Below are 25,772 nucleotides of genomic sequence, written 5' to 3'. Positions count from 1 at the left end.
CCATGAGATTCCTCGCAGCTGCCGGCCCGGAGCCGCTCAATGGCGCGGAACCCGCCGAAAGGGGCCTGTTTCCGGGGATTTAGCTTAAGGGGATGAAGCTCTCCTCGCTTACTGCGGCGGGGCTCCTGACCGGAGCGGCCGCCGCTGTCGGGCTCAGTGCCGCTGCCGTGCTGCAGCGGGGTCCCCGGCCGGCTGCACTGCTCATTCGCGGGGTATTCGCCGGTGCAGGCAAGGTTCCGGTGAAGAAGGTCCTTCCCCATATCCCCCGGTTCACAGTGACCAGGCACCGGGACCTGCATTATTTGGGGTCCGCCGGCAAACCCTCCCTCGATTTGTTCCTTCCGGACGATCCGGCCCGGAAACCGCTCCCGGTGGTGATGTGGGTCCACGGCGGAGCATGGATTTCCGGCTCCAAGGAAGATGTGGCGCCGTATCTCAAGGTCCTTGCCGGATACGGTTACGCCGTACTGGGAGTCGGGTATTCGATCTCGCCCGAAGCCGTCTACCCGACCGCGGTGAAAGAGCTGAACGCTGCGTTGGGCTTCATCCGCGAACGTGCGGACCGTTACGGGCTGGATCCCCACCGGATTGTGCTGGCCGGCGATTCCGCCGGCGCGCAGCTGGCCGCGCAGCTGGCCCTGGTCATCACCAACCCGGAGTACGCCCGGGACACGGGGGTTATTCCTGCGGCGGGCCCCGGGCAGCTGTGCGGAATCGTGCTGAACTGCGGAGTCTTCGATCTGGAATCCGTGGCCCGCATGGCCGGACCGGTGGGCTGGGGACTCCGGAAGGCCCTGTGGGCCTACACCGGGTCCAGGAACTGGGCAGCCACCCCTGCCGCGGACCACATGTGCATCCCGAAACACGTGGATCACCGCTTTCCGCCCACCTATATTTCCGGTGGAAACGGCGACAACCTGACCCTCGCGCAGTCGGTGCCCCTGGCAGGCCGGCTCCAGGATCTTGGGGTACCCGTACGCTGCAGGTTCTGGCCAAAGGACTACAAACCGAAGCTGGGACACGAGTATCAGTTCCAGCTGCACCGCCCCGAGGCGATGGAATCACTGCACTCGACGGTTGCCTTCTTGGAAGACGTGACAGGCGTATCCGCCCTGCCCGGGCAGCCGCCGCAGAAGGTGATCTCCCTGGGCAAGGACCTGCTGGAGGACCTCGCCCGAACGAAGGGGCTGCTCGCCGCCTAGCCGGGCTGCGTTGTCAGGTCCGGATGATCACCACGTCCAGTCGCCTCGGCCCGTGCACGCCTTCCACCCGCTGCAGTTCAATGTCGCTGGTGGCACTCGGGCCGCTGATCCAGGTCAGCGGATGGGTGACGTTCAGGCGCCGCACCGCTTCGGGGAGCACACCGGAAATGTCCCGGGCCCGGACCAGGCACACGTGGTGGTCCGGGACCAGTGAACACGCCCGCCGGCCCTGCCCCGGGCTGCCGTCCAAGATGATGGTGCCGGTTTCGGCCACCGCCGCCGCGGAGCCGGTGACCACCGCGTCAATGCCGTCCAGCTCCTCCACGCTCAGCGGCTCCTCCGGTGAATCCACCACCCGTCCCGGGGCCAGCGCCGTCCAGCGTTCATCGAGTCCCGCGGGAACCACGTAGGTTCTCTCCCCTGCCAGCAGTTCGGCCACCCGGGCGGGCACGGATGCTTCATCCACCACGCTGACGCCGGCCTTGTAATCCAGCAGCCGGTCGCTGAGCAGTTCGATGAGTTCGTCCTCGTTCATGCCGGAGTTGTGCCGGTACTTCCGTGGAATTTCCGGTGCTTCCGGGGCATCGTGGAGGGCGGACCGCAGCCGGTCCAGGATTTCCGTACGGGCGCTCATGCTTGCTCTTTCGACGCAGTGTCTTCGTGCTCTTTGGCCCACCAGTCCCGGAAGGACTGCGCAGGCGGAGCCGGGAGGTCGCGGCTCCTGGTCCACCCGGCGGCGATGCCGGGAAGCTTCTTGATTTTCCTATCCGGTCCGGCCGCCAGCTTTCCCAACGGCAGGGCCTTCTCCACCAGGGCCATCCGCCGTCCCGAGCCCATCAGCCAGGACGCTGCCTTCATGGCAACATCCATCTGCCCCGGCACCTTCTTCGTCCCGCGGCGGCTCTGGACATCCTCGGAGCGCAGGTGCACCAGGATTTCCGGGATATTGATCTTCACCGGACACGCGTCGTAGCAGGCGCCGCAGAGTGAGGAGGCGTACGGCAGCGACGCATTCTCTTCGGAGGTGATCCCGGTCAGCAGCGGCGAGAGGATCGCACCGATGGGTCCGGGGTAGGTGGAGCCGTAGGCGTGCCCGCCGGTGCGCTCGTACACCGGGCAGACGTTCATGCAGGCGCTGCAGCGGATACAGTGCAGTGCGGAACGCCCTCGCTCATCCGCGAGCGCCGCGCTGCGCCCGTTGTCCAGCAGCACCAGATGCACATTCTGCGGCCCGTCGCCTGCCGTGACTCCGGTCCAGAACGAGGTGTAGGGGTTCATCCGCTCCCCCGTGGAGGAACGCGGCAGCAGCTGCATAAACACCTCCAGGTCCGTCCACGAAGGCAGCAGCTTCTCCACCCCCATCACGGTGATCAGGGTTTCCGGGAGGGTCAGGCACATCCGGCCGTTGCCTTCGGATTCGACGACGGCGAGCGTACCCGTATCGGCCAGGGCGAAGTTCGCGCCGGAGATGGCCACCTTTGCGGAAAGGAACTTCCGGCGCAGGTGCAGCCGCGCCGCTTCGGCGAGCCGGGCCGGGGTATCGGTGAGGTCCGGATCAACGTCCGGCATCTCGCGCAGGAAGATGTCCCGGATTTGGCTGCGGTTCTTATGGATTGCCGGCACCAGGATATGGCTGGGCTTGTCATGGTCCAGCTGGACAATCAACTCCGCCAGATCGGTTTCGAACGCGGAAATGCCGTGCTCTTCAAGGTATTCGTTGAGTCCTATTTCCTGGGTGGCCATGGATTTGACCTTGACCACCTCGTCCGCGCCGGCGTCGCGGATCAGGTCCCGCACTATTTCGTTGGCTTCCGCTGCGTCCCGCGCCCAGTGGATGACGCCGCCGCGTGCGGTGAAGTTCCCCTCGAACTGCTCAAGCAGTTCGGGCAGCCGCGCCATAACAGCGGCCTTAGTGGCGCTGCCGGCTTCGCGCAGTTCCTCCCAGTCCGGCAGTTCGGCGACCACGCGCAGCCGCTTGTCGCGGATGGTGGAGGTGGCGTGGCCGAGGTTGGCACGCAGCTGCGCGTTGTCCAGTTCCCGCCGCGCTGCGACCGGAAAGGGTTCAGCGGTATGCAGGTTGCCGCTGCCGAAAACCGGCACCGCCGGCATGCCCAGATATGTGGAACTCATTGTCCGGCCTTTCCCGTGAGGCGGGCGGTGCTCCGGGCCCCGTCCCGCCCGGCACCCGGCGGCGGTGCCGGGTGGTCGTGCGTGCTGGCCAGGATTTCCGCGAAGTGCAGGGTTGTGATGCTGCTGCCTTCGCGGGAGAGGCCCCCGCCAAGGTGCATCAGGCAGGAGGCGTCACCGCCGCTGCACAGCTGGGCGCCGGTGGCGGCGATGTTCGCATTCTTGTCCGCCAGCATGGCCGAGGAGACGTCCGCGTTCTTGAGCGAGAACGTTCCGCCGAAGCCGCAGCATTGGTCCGCTTCGGGCAGCGGTTCCAGTTCCAGGCCTTCCACTGTGCGGAGCAGGTTCGCCTGCCGGTCCCCCAGCCGCAGCAGCCGCATGCCGTGGCAGCTGGGGTGGTAGGTGATCCGGTGCGGATACCAGGAGCCCAGCTGCGCAGCGGCGTCCGTCACGCCCAGGACATCGGTCAGCAGGGCGGAGAGTTCGTAGGTCCGTGCGCCGACGGCGGTGGCCCGGGATTCGAGGTCTGGATCGCCCACGGATCGGGCCAGCATTGCATGCTGGTGTTTCACCGAGGCGACGCAGGAGCCCGACGGCGCCACGGCGACGTCGTAATCCTCTGCCTCAAAAGCCTCTACGTGGTTGCGGACCACGGGCACCGCTTCCGGGAAGTACCCGGAGTTGAGGTGCATCTGCCCGCAGCAGGCCTGGCCGGCCGGGAACACGACGTCGTGCCCCAGCCGTTCCAGTATGGAAACCGTGGCGCGGGCCGTGGAGGGATACATCGCGTCCACAATGCAGGTGGCGAACAAAGCAATCTTCATGGCTGCCTTTCAGCGGAAGCGCGGCGCTGCACCTCCTCGAGTGGAACCATCTTTCAATATAACTCCGCCGATTGATATGCCTGCTGCGGGTGAAGTTCGTGATCGGCCCCAGCGCCCTCCCTCCCGGCCTCCCGCTGGGCAGTCACCGCTGCGCTATTCTCTGTTGCATGACGAACATGGGGAATGCAAAAACAATCAGTCTCGAAATAACGTCCAAGCGGGCCCGCGGCCGGGGTGAACTGGTGATCTCCGCGCCGGTGTCTGCCTTGCCGCCCGCCGTCGAGCGGGCAGCACACCGGGTACCGAAGATGACGCTCACCGGGGTGTGGCAGGAACGGGCAGAGTTCTCGGTCGGAATGACCTGGAAGTCCTACGGATCCAACATTGTGCTCTCCTTTGAACCGGTCGACGCCGGCACCACGCGTGTGCTGGCCACGAGCACACCGGCGGTTCCCACTACGGTGACGGACTGGGGGCAGGGCAAAGCGGACCTGGCCGAGCTCCTGAACGCCGTAGCCGCCGAACTCTAGGACTGCAGAACCCTAGGACCGCGCGGACCGGGGCGGGTCCAGCCGTCCCGGGGCCAGCCGTCCCGAAAGGGCCAGCGCTGCGGCGGCCAGGCCGGCGGCGCTGGCAAAGGCTCCGATGAACGCACCCAGCGGCGCCACCGGCAGCATCAGAGCAAAAGCAACCGTGCCCAGAGCCAGCCACAGGGACTGCACGAGGTTGTCGTTGACCTGCAGGGAAGAACTGTTGGTGCCTTCCTCCCCCTCGGCGGAAAAATCCAGCATCAGTACCGACAGGGTGGGAAACGCCATCCCGATGCCGGCACCGGCAACTGCCCAGCCCAGCACGGGCAGCAGGATACTCACCCGGGGGTCGACGCTCCAAGCCGTCGCACCGATGCCTACCGCCAGGAGGAGTGCCCCCAAACGGACCCTCGCCACCTTGTTCGCCAGGACCGCCAGGTTGGCCGCGGCCAGCGATCCGGCGAACCAGGCCACGGCCGAGACGGTCAGCAGCAGCCCGGCCTGCGTAGGCGTGAACCCCCGGTGCACGGACAGCGCCAGGGGCAGATAGGCCTCCGCCCCGACAAAGGCCGCTCCGATGAAACCGCGCAGCAGGATGGTTGCCGGCAGGCCGCGGCCCATCGTCCAGGTCCGACGCGGCAGCAGCCGCGGGCCGGACAGGAGCACCAGGGCGGCACATGCTGCAGCCGGCAGCAGTGCCCATCCCGTGGCTTCACCTCCGGTCAGCCCGATGCCGAGAACTCCTCCGGCCGCCAGGACTGCCCATGCAGTGCGCACATAATTCGGACGCCAGGCTTTGCTCCCCGGCAGCTTCCGGAGCACCGGTGCAAGGCCTGCATAGGCGGCCACGGCAAACAGTGGCGCCGCTCCGAAAACCGACCGCCAGCCCAGGAAGTCATTCAGCCATCCGGCAAGGGCCGGTCCCACCAGCGCGGGAAACACCCAGCCGCTGCTGAGCACGGTGAAGGCCTTCGCCCGCAGGGACTGCGGGTAGGCGCGGGCAATGACGACGTACATTGCCACTCCCGCCAGCCCTGCGCCCAGTCCCTGCAGCGACCGGCCGAGGACCAGCATCACCATGGACGGTGCCAGGGCTGCGGCAACAATTCCCACGGAGAACAGGGCGACGCCGGTTCGCAGCGCCGGGGCGGGTCCCCGTGCGTCGGTCCAGCCGCCGGCCAGCGCAATAGTGACGACGGCGGTGGCCATCGGTGCACCGAAGGCCAGGCCGTAGAGGGACAGCCCGTCCAGCTCCCGTGCGACCACCGGCATCACTGTGCCCACGGCGAGGGATTCGAAGGCAAACAGGAAGGCAAGGGTGAAGAGCCCTACCGTGGTCGAGAGGTAACGGCGGGACCAGAAAGCGGCGCGGTCGGGCCCGGTATTGACCTGGTGTTCGGCCTGCAAGTGATGCTCCTTGAGGATGTTGATTCCGGCTGTGCTGCTCGAAGTCAACAGGCTCAAGTGCGGTTGAGGTCAAGCGCGGTTAGTTGCCCTCTGCTACAGCTGCGACGGCAGGGTGGGCGGGATCTCCGGCATTTCCTGCAGCGACCACTGATTACCGTCCGGGTCGCTGAAGTAGACAAACATTCCCCAGTCCAGCGGAGTGATGTCGCTGGCCGCCACACCGTGGTCCACCAGGTGCTGTCGGGCGTCGGCAGCGCTGGGGACCACTACCTGGATCCGCTGGGTACCGGGAACCATATCCGTGGTCCCCGGGCCGATCACCACCGAGCAGGCCGAGCCCGGCGGGGTGAGCTGCACAAAGCGCAGGCCTTCATTGATGCGTTCGTCGTAGTCGGCGTTGAAGCCCACCTGGTTCACATAGAAGTTCTTGGAGGCGTCGACGTCGGACACCGGCACGGGGACGAGCTCGATTTTCCAGTCCATGGCATTGACGATAGGGGCGCCGACGACGTCGTGGAACAGTGCTGCGGACAGCTTCAGTCCTCGTCCGGCAGATTCGTCCGGGCCGCAGCTGTCCGTCGAGCCGGTTCCGGCTAAACAGCCGCCGCTTTCCGCCAGCCGCCGTCCGTGTACGTTCTGCGGACAACTTCGGAGTACGGCACCGGACTGACGTCCACGCCGACGTTGTATTGCCGGTGCGGTTCCACCGAAGATTTCCGGGTCCCGCCGTCCGGTTCGCCCCAGACCACCGACAGCCGCGATCCGATCTCCACGTCCGGGTTCACCACGGCCAGCGAAAGCGGACGCTTCTCGTTCCAGCTGTAACCGGTGAACATGGAAATGCCCACCATCCGCCCCGAGTCGTCCAGAACGGTGTCGAAATTCGAGGCACCGTAGTTGGCATTGGGCAGGTCGAAGAACTTGTAGGGCAATTCCTCTTTGGAATACATCGAGGCGTGAATCGTTGCCACATCATCGCCGTCCCAGGCCAGCGTGACCTTCCGGCGCTGGGCCCGCGGGTCCATGGCCTCCAGCGCGTCCCGGCCGATGAAGTCATGGTCGAACTTGATAAAGGACCCGTAGCCCAGTTCCCAAGGGGTGGTGTAGTACCCCTCGACCGAGTCCGGCACATAGGACCCCGCCACGGCGGAACGGGCTTCGAAGCTGTCCGCTCCCAACCACCGGCGATAGCCTGCCAGTTCCTCCCCGCTGTAGATGCCGGGCAGGGGTGACGGGATCCACCCGGATTCGAGGGTGTTGCAGGAGTAGGCGCGCGCACCGGCAGGCTCAAGTCCGAACTCCTCGCCGGCACTGAGGATGGTGTCCCGGATCCGGTCGTAGTCCTCGTACGGGCCCCAGAGCTCCAGGCCGGGGGCTCCCGCCATACCGTGGCGCAGGGTCCGCACCCGGGTTCCGCCCACGGACATGGAGGCCATGGAGAAAAACTTCAGCTGCTCCAGCGGGCCGCCGTTCACTTTCTCGATGACGTCCCAGGCGCGGGGTCCCTGGATCTGCAGCCGCCAGTAGTCCCGAAACACGGGCTTGCCCATGGGGCGCGACGGCGAGCGTCGGTCGGTCTTCAGCTCGACGTCGTATCCCCCTTGCTCCGCGTTGTAGAGCAGCCAGTTCACAGCAGGTGAGCGGCCGACAAAGACGAATTCTTCCTCCGCTTCCCGGAAGAGGATTCCGTCCCCGATGACGTGCCCGTTGGGGGTGACCGGAACGTATTGCTTGGCCCTGTTGACGGGAAAGTTCTCCATCGAGTTGATGGCGGTATCGGACATCAGCTTCAGGGCTCCGGGCCCGGAAACGGTCAGGTTGTCCATGTGGTGGGACTGGTCAAACAGCACTGCCGTTTCGCGCCAGGCCCGGACCTCGTTGCGCCAATTGGTGAACTCCGCAGCGACCACCGGGTAAACGTAGGCGCCCATCTGCACATTGCGCAGGTAATCCACGGCGTTTCCGGACGCGTTCAGGACCTCCTGCAGGGAATTCGGGGACATCGTCGGTTCCTTTCGCGGGGCTCAGTGCGCAGCCGCGGCTGCAACCTCGTCAAGGTGGGCAATGGATCGGGTGTCCTGGAAAGCCCGGACGCCTTGGATTCCCTGTTCACGGCCCATGCCGGACTGCTTCATGCCGCCGAACGGTGCGCGAAGGTCCAAGCGGGTCGCTCCGTGGTCGTTGACCCACACATAGCCGCAGGCCAGGCGCGAACCGACCGCGTTGGCCCTGGCCGGATCCTCGGTCCAGACCGAGCCGCAGAGCCCCGCCCAACTGTCGTTCGCCCAGGTAATGGCTTCGTCTTCGGAATCAAACGGAATGATTGGAACCACGGGCCCGAACTGCTCCTCGGTGACCACTCGCAGTTCCGGCGGCGGATCAAGGACCAGCGCCGGGCGCAGGAAGTTGCCGTCCCGCAGTTCCGGATCCCGGGGAAGGGTGCCGAACCGGCGGACCTCGGCGCCGGCAGTCTCTGCCTCCTCGATCAGGTCTTCCACGAAGGCCTTCTGCGCCGGTGAATGCAGCGGCCCCATGGTTGTTCCTTCGTCGAGGCCGTAGCCGATCACGGCGTTTTCCAACCGGGCGGACAGTCCCTGCACCAGTTCTTCGAAGCGGGAGCGGTGAACGTAGATCCGCTTCGCGTTCATGCAGATCTGGCCCGTTGTATCGAAGACCGCCGCATGGAGGCGGTCCAGCCGGGTGTCGTCCAGCAATGCATCGTCGAGGATGATGGCCGCGTCGTTTCCCCCGAGCTCGAGGGTGACCCGGGTCAAGGACCCGGAGGCCATTTCCATGATGCGTTTGCCGCCGTTGACGCTGCCGGTGAAACAGACCTTGGCAACGTCGTCGTTCCGGATCAGGCCGGACAGGTCGCTGTCCCGGCCGGTGACGACGTTCAGCACTCCCGGCGGCAGTTTTTCGGCAACGCGCTGCACAATCCGGGTGGTTGCCAGCGGCGCGGTGGGCGGCGGTTTAACGATGGCGGTGTTCCCTGCCAGCAGGGCGTGGGGCAGGGACGCGCCGAGGATTGCGACCGGCCAGTTGAAGGGCACAATCACAGTCACCACACCCAGCGGCTGGTAGGACACGGTGGTGGTCACGGGGATGCCCGGCGCCGGTTCGAGGATCCCGTCCTGATCCACCTGATCGGCCAGGGACAGGGCAAGCTGCCAGCGGAGCTCGAAAACGAGGGTGTCCACCCAGCTCTCCATAACGATTTTGCCGTTCTCCCGGGACAGGATGGCCGCGTCCTCATCCCGCAGGTCGGCTATGCCTGCAATCGCGTCGGCCATCCGCGCCGCCCGTTCCTGCGCCGACAGCGCCGACCAGGCGGGAAAGGCCGCCTTTGCAGCACCGACGGCGTCCGCCACGTCCTCCGGCGACGCAGCCGCTGCGTGGCCCGCCACCTGCCCGGGCCTGGCAGGATCCGCGACGGCCAGGGTTTCCTGCGTCCTCCGGGGCTCACCGTTGATGTACAGCCCGGTCACCACCTGGGCGGAAGTCTTTGTCATCGCCAACACCTCTCTGTGTTGCTGCTGATCTGTCGCTGCTGTATCCGTGACGCTGCTGATCCGTGTTGCTGCTGTACTCGCCGGCTGACAGCTTCGAATGCCCTGCCGCGGTGGGTACAAGGTAGCCCACCCCGGGGGTCCGGACAACAGGGTCCGAAAGGGTGCCGCCGGCACCTATGTAAGGATGCTGAGGAATAAACCCGGCGACGGGCCTTGTTGACGCCAATATGACTGATACGACGGAAACGACTCCCGCCCTGTCCCCCACCATCGACCTCAAGGACCTCGGCATTGTCCACCGCCTGGGCTTCGGCGCCATGCGGATTGTGGGACCCGGTATCTGGGGCGAGCCGGAAAGCCGCGGCACCGCCGTCGACGTGGTGCGCCGCGCCGTCGAGCTGGGCGTCGACTTCATCGACACCGCAGACTCCTACGGACCGAACATCAGCGAAGAAATCATCGCCGAGGCGCTCTACCCCTACCCGGACGGCGTCCGCATCGCCACCAAGGTCGGCTTCGTCCGCACCGGGCCCGACGTCTGGGTACCGGTGGGCCGCCCCGAATACCTGCGCCAGCAGACCGAACTCGCGCTGCGCAAGCTGCGGGTTGATTCCCTGGACCTGCTGCAGCTGCACCGCATTGACCCCAAGGTCGATCCCGAAGAGCAGTTCGCTGTCCTGCGCGATCTCCAGCAGGAGGGCAAGGTGAAGGCACTCGGCCTGTCCCAGGTCTCCGTTGCCGAGCTGGAAGCCGCGTCGAAGTTCTTCACCGTCTCCACCGTGCAGAACCGCTACAACCTCACCGACCGTTCCTCCGAGGACGTGCTGAAGTACGCCGAAGACAACGGCATCGGCTTCATCCCCTGGGCTCCGATCTCCGCCGGCGAGCTGGCCCGGCCGGGCGGCCCCGTGGACGAAGCGGCCAAGCGCCTGAACGCCAGCACCTCGCAGGTTGCCCTGGCCTGGCTGCTGCGCCGCTCCCCGGTCATGATGCCGATCCCGGGCACCGGCTCCATCGAGCACCTCGAAGACAACCTGGGTGCCGCAGACATCTCACTCGACGACGCCACCTTCGCTGAGCTGGACGCCGCCGGCGCCGCCGCAGCACCGGCCAAGTAAAAACACTTTCCGCTTTTCCCGCCAAGCAAAGGAAAAAAGAACGCATGGCAAATATCCTGATGGTTGTATCCGCAGCAGACTCCCTCACCATGAAGGACGGCAGCGAACACCCCACCGGCTACTGGGCCGAGGAACTGGTTGAATCCCACCGGGTACTGCGCGAAGCCGGACACACCGTCCGCATCGCCACCCCCGGCGGCGTGAAGCCCACCGTGGACCAGGTCAGCCTGGCTCCCGAGTCCGCCGGCAGCCCGGAAAAGGCTGCCGCCTTCACCCAGTACATTGCCTACATTGACGCCGAGCTCTCCTCGCCGCTGGTGCTCGCCGACGCAGACGTGTCGGAGTACGACGCCGTGGTGATGCCGGGCGGGCACGGTCCCATGGCGGACCTGGCGTTCGACAAGGACATGGGCCGGATCCTCATTGCGGCTGACGCCGCGGGCAAGATCATTGCCCCGTTCTGCCACGGCCCGGCCGGCCTGCTGGCCGCCGAGACCGAAGACGGCAAGTTCATCTTCTCCGGCCGCAAGCTCACCGTCTTCACCGACGAGGAGGAGCTGAACGGCGGCACCGGAGAGAACACCCCCTGGTTCGTGGAGGAAGTGCTCCGGAACAAGGGCGCCGTGATCGAAACCGGCCCCGCCTGGACCAGCTACGTGGTCCGCGACCGGAACCTGATTTCCGGCCAGAACCCCCAGTCCAGCGAGGATGTGGCCAAGGCCGTCATCTCCGCACTGGCTGAGTAGAACATGACGGTCCTGATCGCCGGCTGCGGCGATCTGGGCACGGAGGCCGGCCTGCGGTTTGCTGCGGCCGGCTTTTCCGTGCTCGGGTGGCGGCGCTCCCCGGAGAAACTGCCGAAGCAAATCACCGGATCTGCCGTGGACCTGGCCGGCGACCTGCCGCGCATTCCTGCGGACACCGACGTCGTCGTCATTGCGGTGGCCGCCGATCAGCGGACCGAGGAGGCCTACCGTGCCGCCTACGTCACCGGCACCGCCAACGTCCTGGACGCGCTTGAGCGCGACGGCGTGGAGCCGCGCCGCATCCTGTTCGTTTCCTCCACCGCGGTATACGGCGACGCCGACGGCGGCGAGGTGGACGAGGAAACCCCGGCCCGCCCGGCGTCGGCCACGGGTGCCGTCATCCTTGAGGCCGAACAACTGCTGCACGCCCGCCGCCCCGACGCGGTGGTGCTGAGGCTGTCCGGGATCTACGGGCCGGGACGCACCCGGCTGATCGATTCCGTGAGCGCCGGAACCGCCGTCGTACCTGCCAGAACCCAGCTGACCAACCGGATCCACCGGGACGACGCCGCCGCGGCCATCGTGCATCTGGCCACCCGGGTTTCGCATCCCGCGCCGCTCTATGTTGGAGTGGATATGGAGCCGGTGGAGCTGGCCGAGGTGCTCGGTTTCCTGGCTGCCGAACTCGGCCGGGAACTGCCGCCGGCGGGCGAAACGTCCAGCAGCCGCGGCGGCAACCGCAGGCTGAGCAACCGGCGGCTGCTCGGAACCGGATTCGAGTTTGCCTACCCCACGTACCGGGAAGGCTACCGGGCCGTTTTGGCCGGAGCCGGTGTCCGGCACCCTTAGGATTTTGTAACCGTACCTGCACCAGGAGCCCCGTGAGCGATACCCCGCCCAAGACCGGAACACGAAACCGCACCGCACGCCGCACCAGCATTAAGTACATCCTGATGCTCGGTGCGCTGGCCGCACTGCCGGCCGTGACCACCGACATGTATCTTCCCGCGCTGCCGGAGGTTGCCGAGGACCTTCACACCAGTGCCGCCGCCGCCCAGTTCACCCTTTCCGGCACCCTGCTAGGTGCCGCCGTCGGGCAGCTGGTCATCGGACCGTTCTCGGACCGGTTCGGCCGGCGGCTGCCGCTGATCATCGGCATTGCCCTGCACGTGGTGGTTTCGCTGCTGTGTTTCCTGGCTCCCAACATCGGCGCGCTGATTGTGCTGCGCCTGCTGCAGGGCTTCTTTAACGCCGCCGCCGGCGTGGTGGCCCTCGCCGTGGTCCGTGACCGGTTCACCGGTTCCTCCGCCGCAGCGATGCTCTCCCGGCTGATGCTGATCATCGGCCTCGCCCCGCTGCTGGCGCCCAGCATCGGGCAGGCTGTTTCGGGCCTGTGGAACTGGCGGGCGGTGTTCCTGACGCTGGCGCTGATCGGCGTGGTCCTCGGAGCGATCGTACTGAAGTGGATGCCCGAAACGCTGCCGCCGGAACGGCGCCGGACCAAGGGCGGCGCCAGTACCTTCAGCGGCTTCCGGGTCCTGCTGAAGGACCGGCAGTTCCTGGCACTGGCCACCATTCCCGGCCTGGGCATGGCAGTGATCATGAGTTACGTGGTGGGCTCGCCGTTCGTCTTCCAGGACGAATACGGCCTCAGCCCGGCACAGTACGCCGGAGTGTTCGCGATCAACGGCGTCGGCATGGTTATCTCTGCGCAGCTCAACGCGTGGCTCGTGCACCGCTACTCCCCCATGGGCATCCTGCGGCTGGCAGTGATCCTGCTGCTGGGGCTGACCGTCCTGCTGCCGGTGATCGTGCTGACCGGCCTCGGCGGTGCCGCCGGCCTGACCGCCGGATTGTGGCTGGTCCTGGCCATGCACGGCTTCATCGCTTCGAACTCCTCCATACTCGCCCTGAACGACTACGGGCACATGGCAGGCAGCGCCGCAGCACTGATCGGTGCCCTGCAGGTGGGCCTGGCCGGGATCATCAGCCCGCTGGTCGGCATTCTCGGCGGCGGGGCAATGGCCATGGTTTCGGTCATCATCGGCTGCGCCGCCCTGATCGTCCTCATTCTGGCCACGGCGACGACGGCGTACCGCGGCGGCGGCTCCAACCGTCCGGGCCGGCGGCGACTGCGTCGCGGTGCCGCTCCGGGTGCTGTCCCGGCTGAGCCGGGCGCCCCGCTGGCCACGGAGTCCTAGGGCTTACCCTTCGGAACGCTTACCCCAGTTGTACGGGCGGGCCGAGGTAGAGCAGGACGCCGAAGACCACTGCCACGGCAACCAAGGCTACGGCCCCGGCGGCGACGGGGCGGCGCAGCACCAGGGCGGCAATCCGGTCCACGCCGTTGGTGGGCTCTTCGCCGCCGGGGGCCATCCGCCAGCCGCCTTTCAACATGCCGCGTCGGTCCACCGACTTCTCGAAGGGGATGGTGGCCCACGGGATCACCGTGGTGGCCAGGCCGAGGATGCCGGTGCGCGCCGGCCATTTCTGGTTGGCCCAGACAAAGAGGGTGACCACGCCGTAGGCCAGGAAGACGAAGCCGTGCAGGCCGCCGAAGATGGGCGTCAGGGCTTCAAAATGCAGCACGTACTTGGCGAACATGCCGATCAGGAGCAGGGTCCAGGTCACAGCTTCGGCCAGGGCAAGGGTGCGGAACAGTTTGCGGGGTGACATCGAGGGATCCGCCTTCATTTCGGGTTTACCAACAGTATGTCAGCATGCCGCAGGTTCAGGCGAATCCCCCTCCCTGGCAGGATTAGGGGACCGTGGGCAGGACCAGCACCTCATCATCCGCCTGTGAGCTGCCTGCGTGGTGGATCAGAAGGTTGCCGCCGTCGATCTTCGGCCCGGCTGACTGGCGGGGAGCATCGATGTCGTAGGCGGCACGCATCTCGCCGCTGGCGATATCCAGCGCCAGCAACCGGCTCGTGGTGTCCTCGTCATCCGGTTCCGCTTCGCCGGTGGCATAGATGTACACCGTGTCCGCGTCGAAGGCGGCGAAAAGGTCCACGTACGGGATATCCCGCTCAAACTCTCGATCGAACGGCTTATCGCGGACCGATGCGATCCAGCGGGTTTCTCCGGAAGCCTCATCTACGGCGTGGACCTCTGAATCGCTCTTAAGCACGATGGTGCCGTCATGTACGGCCATCTGCAGATTCGTCAGTTCCGGTGAGTCCGTTTCCCGGGTAGTGGCGATTTTCTCCTCGTCACCACTGCTGCCGCTAATCCGGTACAGGTTCGAAGCACTGGTGAAATAGTCGCTCTGGGTCTCCTCGGTGCGCTCAGCCAGGTAGAAGTCGTCGGGGCCGGCAGCGAGACCCACGAAGAAGGTCTCGGCGTCGCGGTCCACAACCTGCTCGCCGTCTTCGAGGTTGAACGCATCAAACGTATAGGTGTGCATCACTCCGACGGCGTTATCACTTACTGCCAGCACCACATCGAGGGCGGATTCCACATCGCAGTCCACCTGCCAGAGCTGATTGCCGGTGCCGGTGTCCAATGCGGTGAGCAAACCGTCCGCCAGATAGTAGAGGACGCCGTCGTGCACCGTAATCTGCGGGAATTCGGTAGTGGTTGCCAGCACTTCGGGCAGGCCCGTTGCCAGATCGAAGCGGGCCAGTTCTTGTTCGCCGTCGTCGGGCTCTCCCTCCACCGACCGGTCCGAGAAGTACAGGTAACCGTCCGCTGCCACCGGCAGGGTGAACAACTCGACGAATCCCATTCCCCGATAGAGGGCAGCGTGTTGCGAACCTTCTCCGTCGGAGGTTGGGTACCCGGCCGGAGGCTTACCCGTGGCATAGTCGGCGACAAACAAAGAGTTGTTGTCGTAAGTGAACAGTTTCCCGTCGTGTGCGCTCATCTCCTCACGCGGGCTTCCGGCAAATTCGAGCGGCACCCGCTCCACGTCCTCGGGAACTTCCGCCTCGACGTCAAAAATACTCAGGTGCTTGAAGTCCGATTCGCTCTTCCCCTTGGCGCTTTCCTTCGATTCCCCTCCGCTGCCGTTGCTGTTGGCGGCGTCGGAGTCGCTTCCCCCGCAGCCGCTGAGCAGCAGTGCTGCGGACAGCGCCATGGCAGGCAGGAAGACGGACGGCTTTTTATACGGCATTATTTCCCCCAAAATTTTTGCCTCAGAAAGTGATTCCGGACAAGGATTGTAGTGGAAGGGTGAATCCCCGCACGCAACAAAAAAGGCTGCTGCGACACAATGGCCCCCAGGGTCGGAGTCGTGTCACAGCAGCCTCATGCCGAAGCCGGACCGGTCAGGCGGCGGCGCCCGGTGCCCTGCCCGTATTCCGTTCGAACTGCTCCCGCGTGGCGTAAGAGGTCTGGGTGCCGCGCCGGGTGACGGAATCCGCAGCGTAGGCGTTCGCCGTGGCCAGCGACTCGGGGACGTCTCCGGATTCCACCAGGCAGTGGCTGAAGCAGCCGATGAACGCATCGCCGGCGCCCGTTGTATCCAGGGCGGGGACGGTCCGGCCTTCAACCAGGACGGGGCCGGCGGCCGAGAGCCACAGGACCCCGCGCGAGCCCATGGTCACAATGACGTTCTTGACGCCGTGGTCCAGGATGGATCCGGCCGCGGCCTGCACCTGGTCAAGGGTTTCCACCGGCATCCCGGTGAGCAGGGCCAGCTCGGTTTCGTTGGGTACAAAGTAGTCGCACTTTGCCACCTGGGCAAAGTCCAGCTCCGGCGTGGCCGGAGCGGGGTTCAGCAGGACGGGAATGCCGTGCCGGTTGCCGAAGTCGATTGCCGCATAAACGGTCTCGAGGTTGACCTCCAGCTGCAGCACGATCAGGGAGCACTGGGAGATCGCCTCGGCTGCATCCTCGATGTCCCCCGGTGTCAGGAAGGCGTTGGCACCCTTGGCGATGACTATTGAGTTGCGTGAGTTGTCATCCACGAAGATGGGCGCGACGCCGCTGGTGGCCTCGGTCTCCAGGACATAGGTGGTGTCGATGCCGTTGGCCTCGAAGTTGCTGCGAGTGGTTTCGCCAAACGCGTCATTGCCGATCCGGGTGAGCATCAGGACCGAGGAGCCCATGCGGGCGGCAGCCATGGCCTGGTTGGCTCCCTTGCCGCCGCAGCCCATAGAGAAGTCCCAAGCTTCGACCGTTTCGCCTTCGTCCGGCATGCGGCTGAGATAGGACACCAGGTCCACCATGTTTGAGCCGATTACTGCAATATCCAACGGGCTTACGCCTCCTCTGTAATGCCGGTACTGACGTGGAAGGAGCGGGACGCTCCGGGAGCCAGTTCAATCAACGTTCCCGCTGCCTTCGCGGCGAGGAATCCTTCGGGCCGGGATGTACCGGGCAGGACAAATGACGCCACCCGCTGATCCGGGTTGTGCAGCAGCCACCGGGTGGCCACCGGGAAGTCCGTGCTGGAGAAGCGCGTGCAGAACGTGATGCCGTCGGTGCGCTCGAGCCGGAACTCCAGGTCCTGCCCGTACGCCGGCAGGTCATCAGCGAGGAACACGATTTCCGGGTCATACCCCTGGGCCGCATCCAGCACGTCCGCGGCGACCTGCCCGCTGCGGATGGCCTCGTTCAGGACCGTCCACTCCGGCGTCGGGAAGACGTGCGCCGGCACGGTCCCGCGCAGTTTGAACGCGCCGTCGGGCAGGGACTGCGTCATCCGCGCCCCGTCCGAGTAGGCGTAGTTCATGTGGCACATGTACTGCAGCGGCATGGTGCGTACTGCGGACAGGTTGGTCACGGACAGGTCGATGTCGAACATGGCCGAACCAGCCCGGAGGCGGACGGCGGGAACGGCCTCGTAGTGGTCACCGAATCCCTTGACGAATTCATGGCGCCCGGAGACGGCCACGGAGTCGGCGTCGATTTCGAGCCAGGCTTCGTCGAAAACCGCACACGGGAACTCCCCGTGCAGCGGGTGGTTATCCTCCGGCGACGGGCAACCGGCGGCGAGCAGTCCGGAGTGGAAGGCGAAGCAGCCGTAGGTGTCTTCGATCAAAGTGGCGGGATAGGGCTGCCGGAAGGGCGAATCCATCCGCAGGCTCACGCCGTCGAACTCCGCATCCCAGACCATCTGCCCCAGGAACGGCAGGACTTCCACCCGGCCGCGGGCGTTGGCCACGGTGACGGACTCGACGCCGGAGGGGTACCGGATACCCGTGACCGTGAATTCGTCCGATTCTGCCAGGGTTACCGGAACCGCGGAGAAGGCGGACCGGGCCAGATTAATGCGAAACATACTCGGCTTCCTTTTCCGTGCTGATGGTGCGCCCGGTTATCCGGCGCTGACGGCCGAAGTGCAGCAGGACCGTCACGAAGCAGACCAGGGATACAACGAAGGAGAACTGCAGGGAACCGGTTGCGTCCGAGACCAGGCCCTGGACCACGGGGATGACTGCTCCGCCGACAATGGCCATAACCAGCACGGCACCGCCGGTTTCCTGGTGGCGCTTGTCCGTGATGGTGTCCAGCGTGCGGCCGAAGATGGTGGCCCAGCAGGGACCGAATAGACCCGAGACCAGCACTGCGGCCCAAACCGCGGTGATGTTCGGAACCAGCATGACGTACACCAGGGCCAGGCTGCCGAGGGCGGCAAAGCCCATCAGTACGGCGTTTACGTCAAAGCGGGCAATCAGGAAGTTGGCGACGGTCTTGCCGAGGAAGAAGGCGGCAAAGGCGAACACCATGTAGTTGGTGGCATCGCGTTCGTTGATGGAATCATCCAGGTTCAGCGCCAGCCGGATGGTGAAGGACCATACCGCGGTCTGCATACCCACGTACATGAACTGGGCGAAGATGCCGCGCAGGAATTCCTTGTTGCGGGCCAGATACGCCAGGGTCTCCCCCACACGGGCAGTGGCCAAATGCGTCCGGTCACCCAGCGGCTTGCAGTGCGGGAACTTGGTCAGCGCCACCACGATGAAGACCACCACCAGGATCATGATGATGTAGCGGTACGGCAGCAGGGTCCGCTGCAGCATTTCGGCGCTGAAGGCCGTTTTCTCCTCCATGGTCATGCCGGCCATCTGCGCGTCCAGGGTGTCGCCGTCGGTAAAGACAAGGTACTTGCCCAGCAGGATGCCCAGGATGGAACCCAGCGGCGTGAAGGTCTGGGAGATATTGAGCCGGAGCGTGGAGGTGGGCTTCGGGCCAAGCATGGTGGAGTACGTGTTGCCGGCCGTTTCCAGGAAGCTCAGGCCGATGGCGATGGCGAACAGGGCCACCAGGAACATGCTGTACGTGGCCATGTGCGAGGCGGGGAAGAATGCCGCGCAGCCGACGATGTAGACGCCGAGGCCGATCAGGATGCCCGTCTTGTACGTGAACCGGCGGATGATGCGGGAGGCGGGAATCGCGATGACGAAGTAGCCGCCGTAGAACGCCGACTGGACGAAGGCGGTGGCCAGGTCCGAAAGGGTGAACACGGACTTGAACTGCGTGATGAGGATGTCGTTCAGGCTTGCCGCGGCGCCCCACAGGGGGAAGCACAGGGAGATCAGAAGGAACTGGAACCACGGGATACGGCTGAGGTAGCCGTCCGGCTGCTGGACGGCTGAAGTCTTGAAGAGCATTAGATGGTGCTCCCCGCCAGGATGGCTGCGCCGGCGGAGGCTCCGATGCGGCTGGCACCGGCTTCCACCATCCGGGCGAGATCCTCGGGCGTGCGGACACCGCCGGAGGCCTTGACGCCAAGGTCGGGTCCCACTGTCTTGCGCATCAGCTGCACGGCTTCGACGGTGGCGCCGTGCTTGGAGAAGCCGGTGGAGGTCTTCACGAAGTCCGCACCCGCAGCGACGGAGCGGCGCGAGGCTTCCGCTGTCTGTTCGGCAGTCAGCAGGCAGGTTTCAAGGATGACCTTGACCAGGGCATCGGAGCCGGCGGCGTCGACGACGGCGCGGATTTCCGCTTCAATGTCATCCCACTGGCCGGCGAGTGCCCAGCCGATATTGATGACCATGTCCACCTCGTGCGCACCGTTGGTGACGGCATCGGTGGTTTCGAAAACCTTTACGGCCGTGGTGGACGCGCCGAGCGGGAAGCCGACAACGGTGCACACACCGACCGGGGTTCCTTCTACGGCACGGCGGGCCCGGCTGACCCAGGCCGGGTTGACGCAAACCGTCTTGAACCCGTGTTCAACGGCCTCCTGGACCAGGGTGTCGATCTGCGTGGCTGTTGCCGTCGGGGCAAGCAGGGTGTGATCGATGAGCTGCGAAATCTTCGACATGTGAGCCTCCTCATTGAGGGTTTTCACTCACTGTAGAAGTGGCTCGGAACACATGTCAAACCAACTATTGACATAGTTTCCGCTGTTACTGCTAGGAAGCGGCTCGCCGGCGGGTCATCCGCAATACCTGCCGGGCGGTGTCCTGATCGATCACCAGATGCGTCGCATATCCGGCACGCAGCGCGGCTTCGATAGCCGTCGCCTTGTGCTCGCCGCCGGCGACCATGAGGCGGGTGGGCACCCTGCGCAGGTCCTGCAGCGTGATTCCGACCGTCCGCTCGTCCAGCTGCGGGACGCAGGGGTTCCCGTCGTCGTCGAAAAAGCGGGAGCAGATATCCCCCACCGCGTGCGCGGCAATGCCTGCCTCCTCCGTCTCGCTGAGGTAGCCAAGGTTGAACAGCATGGCGTCCGGGCGGATTGCACCCACGGTGAAGACGGCGACGTCGGACTCCCGGCCCATGTCGATGACCCGCCGGATGTGCTCCTCCTCCTCCACGAGCCGCTTGACCTCTACGCTGTCGAAAATCACCGGCAGCGGCAGGGTCCGGGCAAACGCACCGAAGGCATTGCAGAACAGGGTGATGGTCTCGAAGTCATTGGTGGCCCGGGTGGTGTAGGAAACCCCGCCTTTGAGCTGAATGATTTCCACCCCGCGGCGTTCCTGACGCTGAAGGTTACGTGCCACGGCGTACATGGTGGAGCCCCAGGTGACGCCCACCGAATCGCCGTCGTCGACGTTCTCGGCCAGCAGCGCCGCGCCTACCTTGCCGAGCTCCCCCACCAGGTCGGGTCCGTTTTCCGGCACGACGGCGAGGCGGACGTCGGAGAGGCCGAAGGCGTTGCACAGCTCCGTAGCCAGTGAGGATTCCTGCTCCCGCGGGTCATGGATCTGGATGGAGACGTACCCTCGGTCCTTGCCGTGCTGGATGAGCTTGGAAACAGTGGGACGCGACAGCCCCAGCCGCTGGGCAACCTCGCTCTGCGACAGTCCGGTTCCGTAATAGAGCTTGACCGCGTCAAGCGCCTGTTCATCCCGCGCATCCATTGTTTCCCCCTTGTCACACCCTCGCCAATGAGGTTGCTCACAGGTGATTCTTCCATCTCCGGCAGTATGCTGCGGAACCAGCCGCAGATCCAGTCGGCCGCGGTTCGTTCGAACCACGGCCGACTGGGTCCCGGACTGTTTACCCCTCGGCCTAATTCACCGGGGCCAGTGTCGGTTCATCCGTCTGCCGGTCCGCCCGCCGGTGCCGCAGGTGCTGGACGCCGCTGACAACCAGTGCCACAACCAGCACCAGGTAGAGGGTGATGGTGATGGGGCTGCCCACCAGAATGCCCAGGTCCCCCTCGGATACGGCCAAGGCCCGCCGCAGTTCAGTCTCGGCCATCGGACCGAGGATGACGGCGATCAGCACCGGAGCCAGCGGAATGCTGTAGCGGCGCATCATGAAGCCGACCAGGCCGATTGCGATGAGCAGCCACAAGTCGATCAGCGACGAGCTCACCGCATAGACACCCAGCACCGAGAACACCGTGATCCCGGCGTAGAGGTAGTGCCGGGGAATACTCAGCAGCTTGGCCCAGACGCTGGCGAACGGGAGGTTGATGATCAGGAGCATCACCAAGCCGATGAACAGCGAGGCCAGCAGCGCCCAGACCAGGTCTCCGCTGCGCTCGAACAGCAGCGGTCCCGGCTGCATGCCGTATTGCTGGAAGGCGGCGAGCATGATTGCCGCCGTGGCCGACGTCGGCAGGCCCAGCGCCAGCAGCGCACCCATGGCGGTTCCTGCCGTGGCATTCGATGCCGCTTCCGGTGCGGCCAGTCCCTTGATGGAACCGGTGGTGCCGAACTCGGGATCTCCGCGGCGCTTGGCCAGCTGCTTTTCCGTGCCGTAGGCCAGGAACGTCGGCACCTCTGCGCCGCCGGCCGGAATCAGGCCGAAAGGGGCTCCGAATGCGGTGCCGCGCAGCCAGGCTGGAAGGGCCTTGCGGAAGTCCCGGAAGTTGATCCGGGCGTTGCCCCCTGCCTGGATCCGGGTGGCCACCGGGTCACGGTGAATCCGCGAGGCCACATGGAACACTTCGCCCAGTGCCAGCAGTCCCACCGTAATCACGATGATGGAGATGCCGTCGAACAGCTGCGGCATGCCGAGGGTGAAGCGGGCGGTGCCGCTCGGCCCGTCGATGCCGACCAGCGCGAGGGCCAGGCCGATGCACAGCGCGGCCACCCCGCGGATTACGGATTCGGAGACAACTGCCGAGATGGCCAGGAAGGCAAAGACCGCCAAGGCGAAATACTCTGCCGGGCCGAAGACGGTGGCGAGGCGCACCAGCGTTGGTGCGAAGAACACCACCAGCGTCGTGGCAATCAGTCCGCCGATGAAGGCACCGATGGCTGCGGTGGCCAGGGCCTTGGCGGCGTGGCCGTTCTTAGCCATGCGGTGGCCCTCGAAGGTGGAGGCAATGGCCGAGGAGTTGCCCGGGGTGTTGAGCAGGATGCCGGCCGTGGAGTCACCGAACAACCCGCCGAAGTAGATGCCGGCGAACATGATGAAAGCGGCAGTGGGTTCCAGCGAGAAGGTGACCGGCAGAAGCAGCGCCACCGCCATGGCGGAGCCGAGTCCGGGCAGCACGCCCACGGCCGTGCCCAGCACCGCGCCGATCAGGACCCAGAGCAGATTAACGGGCGTCAGGGCGTGCGCGAATCCTTCAAAAAGCAGTCCGAGCTGATCCATCAGAACATCCCTCCCAGGAAGCCGGAGGGCAGGTTGAGGCCAAGGCCGGCGCCGAAGGCCAGCTGGACAATGGAGGAGAACAGCAGGGATACGCCAACATCAAAGCCGGGACGTTTGCTGCCCATGGCGTAGCAGACCACCCAGAACAGGAACGCGGCGCTGATGATCCAGCCCAGGATGTTGAGCGCGGCGGTGAAGACCACCACGCCGCCCACCACCAGGCTCACGGTCCGCCAGTCCGAGTAGGTTTTCCACGTGGGTGAGGCCGCGGCGTCGGGGTGCGGGGTGGAGAACTCGTGCTCGCCCGAAAGGTCGTCGAGCATGGCGCCGGAGAAGTTGCCGCGGCCGGGGTGGATGCGGGTATCCGGGATGTTGGGACGCCGGATGACGGAGATCGCCAGCGCCGTGGCCACCACGTAGAGGGCGATGCAGACCAGCACCGGGAAGAACTGCGGTCCCGGTACTGCGCTGCCCTGCACATTCATGGAGACAGTGCCGACGGTGAGGAAAACGGCGAGGGCGTAGAGAACCGCCACCACGATCAGTTCGCTGCGCCCTTCGAGGGCGGGGCTCCGCGGCGGCGCCGTCCGCTGCAGCGGAGCCGGCTTGTCCTGGGCAAGACTCATAGTCCGAGCTCCTTAACAATTGATTGGGCCGTGGAGACTTCTTCTTCGATAAAGGCTTCGAATTCTTCCCCTGTGGCGAAGCTGTCCGTCCAGCTGTTGCGTTCCAGAGTGTCCTTCCAATCATCGGATTCGCGCATTTCCGTGACGATGGAAATGAACTCCGCCTTCGCCTCTTCCGAAATCCCGGGAGCTGCAACGACGCCGCGCCAGTTGGACATGGACACATCCACCCCCTGCTCCACAAAGGTGGGCACGTCCACCCCGTCGAGGCGTTCCGCGGAGGAGATGGCCAGCGCACGCAGGGTGCCGGACTCTATCTGGTCTGCCACCTCGTTGTACCCGGACATGCCGACGGCCGTGGTGTGGGAAAGCAGGGAGGTCAGCGCCTCGCCGCCGCCGGAGTAGGCCACGTAGTTCACCGTGCTCGGATCCATGCCGATCTTCTGTGCGAGCAGCCCGCTGAGCAGATGGTCGATGGAGCCGAGAGAGCCGCCGCCGATCGAATTGGCTCCCGGATCCGCCTTCCACGCCGTCAGGAAATCGTCGAGTGTCTGGAACTCGGAGTCCGCCGGAACCACAAGCGCCGCGTAATCGTCAGCGAGGCGGGCAATCGGCACGACGTCGGCCATCGACTCCGGGTTGTCCGCCAGTTCGATGGCTCCCACCATGACGCCGCCGGTGACCAGGAGTGCGTCCTCCCGTCCTGGGGTCTGGACGAACTGGCTGAGGCCGATGGTGCCGCCGGCTCCGGGGACGTTGACTACCTGCGGGTTATTCACCACCCCGTTGCTGCGCAGGGCCTGCTGGGCTTCCCGGGCGAACCCGTCCCAGCCGCCGCCGGGGGCGGCCGGCGCGATGAGCGTGAGTTTGCTGCGAGCCGTGGCGGTCCCGCCGGACGCAGCTGCATTGAAGAACGCCAGAAGGGTGACCACGGCGACCACGAGGGCAAACGCTCCCGTACGGAGAGATTTTTTCATGTTTCCCGTTCCATTACTTCGTTGTGGTGGAGACGTTTGTACACACTCAAATACATATACCGGAAGTGACGTAGCTCACCACAATAGGCCCCGTCATCGCGAAGTCACAATACGAATTAGGGTCCGGTTATTTGACGAAGTGCTGAACTCTCGTAGACTCGTGGCCATTCCACGGAGCACTGTATACACTCGTATACACCGAATCACAGGAGCATAGAGATGGCAGAGAAACCTGGTCCCGTCCGCACTGATGTCGTAGTAGTGGGCGGCGGCAATGCCGGCTTTACCGCCGCCCATGCCGCAGCTGAAAGGGGCCGTTCGGTCATCCTGCTGGAAAAGGGAACTCAGGAGCTTTCCGGCGGCAACAGCTTCTACACGGCCGGCGCCACCCGGATTGTCCACGGCGGATTGGAGGACCTGGCCGGGCTGGTCGAACCCGATGACCGGCATGCCTCCACCGTGGTTCCGCCGTACACGGCGGAGAACTACGCCTCAGATCTGGCCAAGGTCACCGAAGGACGCAATGATCCCGGGCTCACCGAGGTGCTTATTGCCGAAAGCCAGTCCACGCTGCGTTGGCTGAACAGCCTGGGCTTGAAGTACCGGCTGATGTACGAGCGCCAGGCCTACCAGCGGCCCGATGGAAGCTACCTGTTCTGGGGCGGGCTGCATGTCGGCAATGTGGGCGGCGGCGAGGGCATGATGGCGGACCACACCCGCGTGGCCTTGGAGCACGGCGTCGACATCCGCTACGGCAGCCCGGCGACCCGGCTGGTGCTCGACGGCGGCCGGGTCACCGGCGTCGTTGTTTCCGGTCCCGAGGGCGAATACGAGATCTCGGCCGAATCGGTGATCCTCACCGCCGGCGGCTTCGAATCCAGCCCCGAACTGCGCCGGGAACACCTCGGCGAGGGGTGGGAAAACGCCAAGGTGCGCGGCACTCCCTGCAACACCGGAGACATGATTCTCGCGGCCTTGGAAGCGGGTGCTGCACGCGGCGGCGACTGGAACACCTGCCACAGCGTGCAGTGGGATGCCTTCACCGAGAACAATGAGAGCAACCGCGAGCTGACCAACCGCCTTACGCGGCAGAGCTATCCGTTGGGGATCATCGTCAACCGTGACGGCGAGCGCTTCCTGGATGAGGGTGCAGATTTCCGCAACTACACCTATGCCAAATACGGACGGGAAATCCTCCGCCAGCCGGGCTCGGTCGCCTGGCAGATTTTCGACGCCACGCTGCGGCCCATGCTGCGGACCGAGGAATACGACATGCCCGGCGTCTCCGTGGAAACCGCGGACAGCATTGCCGAACTCGCGGCGAAAATCGGCATCGACCCCGAGGCCCTGGAGAAGACCGTCACCGCGTTCAACGCCTCGGTGGATCGCGGCGTCGACTTTGACCCCAACGTCCTGGACGGCCGTTCCGCCCAGACAGAGCCGGTGAAGAGCAACTGGGCGGTTCCCCTGGAAACCGGCCCGTTCTATGCCTACGGCGTCACCTGCGGCATCACGTTTACTTTCGGCGGGGTCAAGGGCGATACGCACGGCCGCGCGCTCGACGTGGACGGCAACCATATACCGGGGCTATACGCGGCCGGCGAGATGCTGGGCGGGCTGTTCAGCGTTAACTATCCCGGCGGTTCCGGCTTGGCGGCAGGCTGCGTCTTCGGCCGCAGGGCAGGCTCCCTGGCCTGAGCTCCCGTATTGTGGGGACCGACAATTCGGCAGTTTTCCGCATCATTTCCTAGGA

24 protein-coding genes are annotated in these 25,772 nt (G+C 65.4%); 7 read left to right on the top strand and 17 right to left on the bottom strand.

What is annotated here, in order from left to right; translation table 11 throughout:
* Window positions 1-92 precede the first annotated feature (92 nt).
* Window positions 93-1,202 carry an alpha/beta hydrolase gene (locus N2K99_RS03850; RefSeq protein ID WP_227923465.1) on the top strand — a complete coding sequence of 370 codons (1,110 nt, stop codon included), beginning with the start codon at window positions 93-95 and terminating at the stop codon, window positions 1,200-1,202.
* A 13-nt stretch (window positions 1,203-1,215) separates the two neighbouring features.
* On the opposite strand, the gene N2K99_RS03845 is transcribed toward N2K99_RS03850, so the two are convergent.
* Genes N2K99_RS03845 through N2K99_RS03835 form a run of 3 tightly spaced genes read right to left on the bottom strand, consistent with a single transcriptional unit; the run spans window position 1,216 to window position 4,153 of the window.
* Window positions 1,216-1,836 carry a lactate utilization protein C gene (locus N2K99_RS03845; protein ID WP_227933948.1) on the bottom strand — a complete coding sequence of 207 codons (621 nt, stop codon included), beginning with the start codon at window positions 1,834-1,836 and terminating at the stop codon, window positions 1,216-1,218.
* The gene (locus tag N2K99_RS03840) at window positions 1,833-3,332 is read right to left on the bottom strand and encodes a LutB/LldF family L-lactate oxidation iron-sulfur protein (RefSeq protein WP_227923461.1); all 1,500 of its coding nucleotides are present in this window, start codon (window positions 3,330-3,332) and stop codon (window positions 1,833-1,835) included. Before N2K99_RS03840 ends, N2K99_RS03845 begins: the two co-directional genes overlap by 4 nt.
* Complete coding sequence (locus N2K99_RS03835) at window positions 3,329-4,153, bottom strand: (Fe-S)-binding protein (protein WP_227933947.1); 825 nt, start codon at window positions 4,151-4,153, stop codon at window positions 3,329-3,331. The genes N2K99_RS03840 and N2K99_RS03835 overlap by 4 nt, the downstream gene beginning before the upstream one ends.
* A 167-nt stretch (window positions 4,154-4,320) precedes the next feature.
* Here N2K99_RS03835 and N2K99_RS03830 point away from each other — a divergent pair, with 167 nt between their 5' ends.
* Complete coding sequence (locus N2K99_RS03830) at window positions 4,321-4,683, top strand: hypothetical protein (RefSeq protein WP_227923458.1); 363 nt, start codon at window positions 4,321-4,323, stop codon at window positions 4,681-4,683.
* A 12-nt stretch (window positions 4,684-4,695) separates the two neighbouring features.
* Here N2K99_RS03830 and N2K99_RS03825 read toward each other — a convergent pair whose 3' ends face one another.
* From N2K99_RS03825 to N2K99_RS03810, 4 genes are all read right to left on the bottom strand, one after another.
* Complete coding sequence (locus N2K99_RS03825) at window positions 4,696-6,090, bottom strand: MFS transporter (protein ID WP_227933946.1); 1,395 nt, start codon at window positions 6,088-6,090, stop codon at window positions 4,696-4,698.
* A 93-nt stretch (window positions 6,091-6,183) separates the two neighbouring features.
* Window positions 6,184-6,573 carry a VOC family protein gene (locus tag N2K99_RS03820; protein ID WP_227933945.1) on the bottom strand — a complete coding sequence of 130 codons (390 nt, stop codon included), beginning with the start codon at window positions 6,571-6,573 and terminating at the stop codon, window positions 6,184-6,186.
* A gap of 110 nt (window positions 6,574-6,683) precedes the next feature.
* Window positions 6,684-8,093, bottom strand: coding sequence for an aminomethyl transferase family protein (locus N2K99_RS03815; protein ID WP_227933944.1), 1,410 nt, complete (start codon window positions 8,091-8,093; stop codon window positions 6,684-6,686).
* 21 nt (window positions 8,094-8,114) lie between these two features.
* Window positions 8,115-9,602 (bottom strand): aldehyde dehydrogenase family protein, encoded by a 1,488-nt coding sequence (locus tag N2K99_RS03810; protein WP_227933943.1) that lies wholly within the window; start codon window positions 9,600-9,602, stop codon window positions 8,115-8,117.
* A 227-nt stretch (window positions 9,603-9,829) separates the two neighbouring features.
* On the opposite strand from N2K99_RS03810, the gene N2K99_RS03805 reads away from it, so the two are divergent.
* The 4 genes from N2K99_RS03805 to N2K99_RS03790 are packed head-to-tail and all read left to right on the top strand — an operon-like array spanning window position 9,830 to window position 13,667.
* A complete protein-coding gene (locus N2K99_RS03805; RefSeq protein WP_227933942.1) occupies window positions 9,830-10,720 on the top strand; it encodes an aldo/keto reductase in 891 nt (296 codons plus the stop codon).
* 44 nt (window positions 10,721-10,764) lie between these two features.
* Window positions 10,765-11,466, top strand: a complete 702-nt coding sequence (locus N2K99_RS03800) for a type 1 glutamine amidotransferase domain-containing protein (protein WP_227923447.1) — start codon at window positions 10,765-10,767, stop codon at window positions 11,464-11,466.
* A 3-nt stretch (window positions 11,467-11,469) separates the two neighbouring features.
* Window positions 11,470-12,315: an SDR family oxidoreductase gene (locus N2K99_RS03795; protein WP_227933941.1), complete on the top strand. Its 846-nt coding sequence runs from the start codon at window positions 11,470-11,472 to the stop codon at window positions 12,313-12,315.
* 32 nt (window positions 12,316-12,347) lie between these two features.
* A complete protein-coding gene (locus N2K99_RS03790) occupies window positions 12,348-13,667 on the top strand; it encodes a multidrug effflux MFS transporter (RefSeq protein WP_227933940.1) in 1,320 nt (439 codons plus the stop codon).
* Window positions 13,668-13,686: 19 nt separating this feature from the next.
* Here the strand turns inward: N2K99_RS03790 and N2K99_RS03785 are convergent, their stop codons facing one another.
* From N2K99_RS03785 to N2K99_RS03740, 10 genes are all read right to left on the bottom strand, one after another.
* Window positions 13,687-14,142 (bottom strand): DUF3817 domain-containing protein, encoded by a 456-nt coding sequence (locus tag N2K99_RS03785; protein WP_227923444.1) that lies wholly within the window; start codon window positions 14,140-14,142, stop codon window positions 13,687-13,689.
* Between the two features lie 82 nt (window positions 14,143-14,224).
* Window positions 14,225-15,580 carry a PQQ-binding-like beta-propeller repeat protein gene (locus N2K99_RS03780; protein WP_227933939.1) on the bottom strand — a complete coding sequence of 452 codons (1,356 nt, stop codon included), beginning with the start codon at window positions 15,578-15,580 and terminating at the stop codon, window positions 14,225-14,227.
* 154 nt (window positions 15,581-15,734) lie between these two features.
* Window positions 15,735-16,664 (bottom strand): ribokinase, encoded by a 930-nt coding sequence (gene rbsK / locus N2K99_RS03775; protein WP_227933938.1) that lies wholly within the window; start codon window positions 16,662-16,664, stop codon window positions 15,735-15,737.
* 5 nt (window positions 16,665-16,669) lie between these two features.
* A complete protein-coding gene (locus tag N2K99_RS03770) occupies window positions 16,670-17,692 on the bottom strand; it encodes an aldose 1-epimerase family protein (protein WP_227923429.1) in 1,023 nt (340 codons plus the stop codon).
* Window positions 17,679-19,025, bottom strand: coding sequence for an L-fucose:H+ symporter permease (gene fucP / locus N2K99_RS03765; RefSeq protein ID WP_227933937.1), 1,347 nt, complete (start codon window positions 19,023-19,025; stop codon window positions 17,679-17,681). Before fucP ends, N2K99_RS03770 begins: the two co-directional genes overlap by 14 nt.
* A complete protein-coding gene (gene deoC / locus N2K99_RS03760) occupies window positions 19,025-19,681 on the bottom strand; it encodes a deoxyribose-phosphate aldolase (protein WP_227923424.1) in 657 nt (218 codons plus the stop codon). The genes fucP and deoC overlap by 1 nt, the downstream gene beginning before the upstream one ends.
* 91 nt (window positions 19,682-19,772) lie before the next feature.
* The gene (locus N2K99_RS03755) at window positions 19,773-20,726 is read right to left on the bottom strand and encodes a sugar-binding transcriptional regulator (RefSeq protein WP_227933936.1); all 954 of its coding nucleotides are present in this window, start codon (window positions 20,724-20,726) and stop codon (window positions 19,773-19,775) included.
* A 151-nt stretch (window positions 20,727-20,877) separates the two neighbouring features.
* On the bottom strand, window positions 20,878-22,416 hold the full coding sequence (locus tag N2K99_RS03750; protein ID WP_227933935.1) for a tripartite tricarboxylate transporter permease: 1,539 nt from the start codon (window positions 22,414-22,416) through the stop codon (window positions 20,878-20,880).
* Window positions 22,416-23,042 carry a tripartite tricarboxylate transporter TctB family protein gene (locus N2K99_RS03745; RefSeq protein ID WP_227933934.1) on the bottom strand — a complete coding sequence of 209 codons (627 nt, stop codon included), beginning with the start codon at window positions 23,040-23,042 and terminating at the stop codon, window positions 22,416-22,418. Before N2K99_RS03745 ends, N2K99_RS03750 begins: the two co-directional genes overlap by 1 nt.
* Window positions 23,039-24,019: a tripartite tricarboxylate transporter substrate binding protein gene (locus N2K99_RS03740; RefSeq protein WP_227923408.1), complete on the bottom strand. Its 981-nt coding sequence runs from the start codon at window positions 24,017-24,019 to the stop codon at window positions 23,039-23,041. The genes N2K99_RS03745 and N2K99_RS03740 overlap by 4 nt, the downstream gene beginning before the upstream one ends.
* 219 nt (window positions 24,020-24,238) lie before the next feature.
* Here N2K99_RS03740 and tcuA point away from each other — a divergent pair, with 219 nt between their 5' ends.
* Window positions 24,239-25,717 carry an FAD-dependent tricarballylate dehydrogenase TcuA gene (gene tcuA, locus N2K99_RS03735; protein WP_227933933.1) on the top strand — a complete coding sequence of 493 codons (1,479 nt, stop codon included), beginning with the start codon at window positions 24,239-24,241 and terminating at the stop codon, window positions 25,715-25,717.
* Window positions 25,718-25,772 lie beyond the last annotated feature (55 nt).

The sequence above is a fragment of the Arthrobacter sp. zg-Y1110 genome (assembly GCF_025244865.1).
GTDB lineage: Bacteria > Actinomycetota > Actinomycetes > Actinomycetales > Micrococcaceae > Arthrobacter_B.
The sequence above is the reverse complement of the archived record's forward strand: the minus strand, read 5'-3'. Positions and strand labels throughout refer to the sequence as shown.

What these genes read in the sequence shown, in the direction of transcription:
- N2K99_RS03820 (WP_227933945.1), bottom strand. Translation starts at nt 6,573, where the DNA reads ATGGACTGGAAAATCGAGCTCGTCCCCGTGCCGGTGTCCGACGTCGAC.
- N2K99_RS03830 (WP_227923458.1), top strand. Translation starts at nt 4,321, where the DNA reads ATGACGAACATGGGGAATGCAAAAACAATCAGTCTCGAAATAACGTCC.
- N2K99_RS03845 (WP_227933948.1), bottom strand. Translation starts at nt 1,836, where the DNA reads ATGAGCGCCCGTACGGAAATCCTGGACCGGCTGCGGTCCGCCCTCCAC.
- N2K99_RS03750 (WP_227933935.1), bottom strand. Translation starts at nt 22,416, where the DNA reads ATGGATCAGCTCGGACTGCTTTTTGAAGGATTCGCGCACGCCCTGACG.
- N2K99_RS03815 (WP_227933944.1), bottom strand. Translation starts at nt 8,093, where the DNA reads ATGTCCCCGAATTCCCTGCAGGAGGTCCTGAACGCGTCCGGAAACGCC.
- N2K99_RS03755 (WP_227933936.1), bottom strand. Translation starts at nt 20,726, where the DNA reads ATGGATGCGCGGGATGAACAGGCGCTTGACGCGGTCAAGCTCTATTAC.
- fucP (WP_227933937.1), bottom strand. Translation starts at nt 19,025, where the DNA reads ATGCTCTTCAAGACTTCAGCCGTCCAGCAGCCGGACGGCTACCTCAGC.
- N2K99_RS03805 (WP_227933942.1), top strand. Translation starts at nt 9,830, where the DNA reads ATGACTGATACGACGGAAACGACTCCCGCCCTGTCCCCCACCATCGAC.
- N2K99_RS03795 (WP_227933941.1), top strand. Translation starts at nt 11,470, where the DNA reads ATGACGGTCCTGATCGCCGGCTGCGGCGATCTGGGCACGGAGGCCGGC.
- N2K99_RS03810 (WP_227933943.1), bottom strand. Translation starts at nt 9,602, where the DNA reads ATGACAAAGACTTCCGCCCAGGTGGTGACCGGGCTGTACATCAACGGT.
- N2K99_RS03840 (WP_227923461.1), bottom strand. Translation starts at nt 3,332, where the DNA reads ATGAGTTCCACATATCTGGGCATGCCGGCGGTGCCGGTTTTCGGCAGC.
- N2K99_RS03770 (WP_227923429.1), bottom strand. Translation starts at nt 17,692, where the DNA reads ATGTTTCGCATTAATCTGGCCCGGTCCGCCTTCTCCGCGGTTCCGGTA.
- deoC (WP_227923424.1), bottom strand. Translation starts at nt 19,681, where the DNA reads ATGTCGAAGATTTCGCAGCTCATCGATCACACCCTGCTTGCCCCGACG.
- N2K99_RS03780 (WP_227933939.1), bottom strand. Translation starts at nt 15,580, where the DNA reads ATGCCGTATAAAAAGCCGTCCGTCTTCCTGCCTGCCATGGCGCTGTCC.
- N2K99_RS03785 (WP_227923444.1), bottom strand. Translation starts at nt 14,142, where the DNA reads ATGTCACCCCGCAAACTGTTCCGCACCCTTGCCCTGGCCGAAGCTGTG.
- N2K99_RS03850 (WP_227923465.1), top strand. Translation starts at nt 93, where the DNA reads ATGAAGCTCTCCTCGCTTACTGCGGCGGGGCTCCTGACCGGAGCGGCC.
- N2K99_RS03835 (WP_227933947.1), bottom strand. Translation starts at nt 4,153, where the DNA reads ATGAAGATTGCTTTGTTCGCCACCTGCATTGTGGACGCGATGTATCCC.
- N2K99_RS03800 (WP_227923447.1), top strand. Translation starts at nt 10,765, where the DNA reads ATGGCAAATATCCTGATGGTTGTATCCGCAGCAGACTCCCTCACCATG.
- N2K99_RS03740 (WP_227923408.1), bottom strand. Translation starts at nt 24,019, where the DNA reads ATGAAAAAATCTCTCCGTACGGGAGCGTTTGCCCTCGTGGTCGCCGTG.
- N2K99_RS03745 (WP_227933934.1), bottom strand. Translation starts at nt 23,042, where the DNA reads ATGAGTCTTGCCCAGGACAAGCCGGCTCCGCTGCAGCGGACGGCGCCG.
- tcuA (WP_227933933.1), top strand. Translation starts at nt 24,239, where the DNA reads ATGGCAGAGAAACCTGGTCCCGTCCGCACTGATGTCGTAGTAGTGGGC.